The sequence below is a fragment of the Kitasatospora sp. NPDC091257 genome (assembly GCF_044757675.1).
Lineage (GTDB): Bacteria > Actinomycetota > Actinomycetes > Streptomycetales > Streptomycetaceae > Kitasatospora > Kitasatospora lactacystinica.
Window position 1 is genome coordinate 1 of the sequence record NZ_JBIVVI010001649.1, and the last position, 1,501, is coordinate 1,501.

1 protein-coding gene is annotated in these 1,501 nt (G+C 75.3%); it reads left to right on the forward strand.

Going from position 1 to position 1,501, the window contains the following annotated elements; translation table 11 throughout:
* Positions 1-107: 107 nt before the first annotated feature.
* Positions 108-1,501: MFS transporter (locus tag ACIQOV_RS41005; protein ID WP_401056179.1), on the forward strand; the 1,394-nt coding region annotated here is incomplete at its 3' end.

Sequence of the window (1,501 nt, forward strand, 5' to 3'; positions counted from 1 at the left end):
CCCACCAGGGAGCCCGTACCCGCGGCCACCACCACAGCGCCTCCGGACGGGCGCGCCGGCACAACCCCGCCGACCCCGGTGGTGCCCGGCCACAGGAGACCCCTGCCATGGCGGACCTCTCCCCCGCCGGCTCCGGCCTGCGCACCGCGCAGCTCAACGGACGCCGACTGTCGGAGGCCCTGCTTCCCCTGGAGCTCGCGCCACGCGCCCAGCTCCAGCTCGCCGCGATCAGCCGCTGGAACGCGCTGCGCGGCGTCCGCGTCGGCCTGGTGGCCGCCGCCCTGCTGCTGATGCTGATCGGCGCCAACCTCGCGACGCCGATCTACTCGCTCCTCCAGCAGCGGCTGCACCTCACCGCGCTCGACACCACCGTCCTGTTCGCGATCTACGTACTGGCGCTGGTCCCGGTGCTGGCCGTGGTCGGCCACTGGTCCGACCACCTCGGCCGACGCGCCCTGATCCTGCCCGCCGTCGCGCTGGCCGCCGTCGGCGACGTCGTGTTCGCCACCTCCGGCAGCTTCTGGCAGCTCGCCGCCGGCCGAGCCGTCCAGGGCATCGCCGTCGGCCTGTCCACCGGCGCCGCCGGGGCCGCCCTCGGCGACCTGCTGCCCGACAAGCCGACCCTGGCCGCCAAGATCACCCTGGCCTGCTCGGCGGGCGGCGTCGCGCTCGGCCCGGTGGTCGGCGCCCTGCTGGCCGGCGGCTCCGACCCGCTGCTCACCCCGTTCCTGCTGCACGCCGTCGCCCTGCTGGCGCTCTGCGTACCGCTGGCCCTCCTCCACCCCCGGATGCCCGGCCGCAGCCGCCCGCCGGCCTCCCCGCCCCGCATCACCACCCCGGCCCACCTGCGCCCGCAGCGCCTGCGGCTGCCCCGCACCGGGCGCCGCGAGTTCCTGCTCGCCGCCACGGCCGGCTTCATCTCCTACGCGGTGTTCGGCGTCTACCTCAGCCTGGCCCCGGCCTTCGCCGCCCAGCTGCTGCACACCGACTCCAAGCTGGTCGGCGCGATCGTGGCGGCCCTCCTGCTCGGGTCCTCGGCCGCCACCCAGCTGCTTGTCCCGCCGACCTCGGACCGCGTGGTGACCGCCCTCGGCATGGCCGGCCTGGCCGCCGGCCTCGGCCTGGTCGTCGCCGCCCAGTACACCGGCACCCCGGCGCTGCTCTTCATCGGCAGCGTCCTCGGCGGAATCTCCCAGGGTGTGGCCTTCCGCTCCCTGTTCACCGCCGCCGTCGGTGCGATGAACCCGGAACGCCGCGGCTCCGAACTGAGCACCCTCTGGGTCATCGTCTACCTCGGCAGTTCCGCCCCCATCATCGCCCTCGGCGCCCTCGTCCAGACCTACGGCCTCCTCCCCTCCGTCAGCGGCTTCGCCGCCCTCGCCGCCCTCGCCTGCACCGCGCTCGCGATAGCCGTCGCCCGCAAACCCAGGGTCATCTTGTACGCCGAACGTTCCTGGGCGGTGGCCACGGCGACCTGGGCGGCCGCGTACTTCCGGGCGTC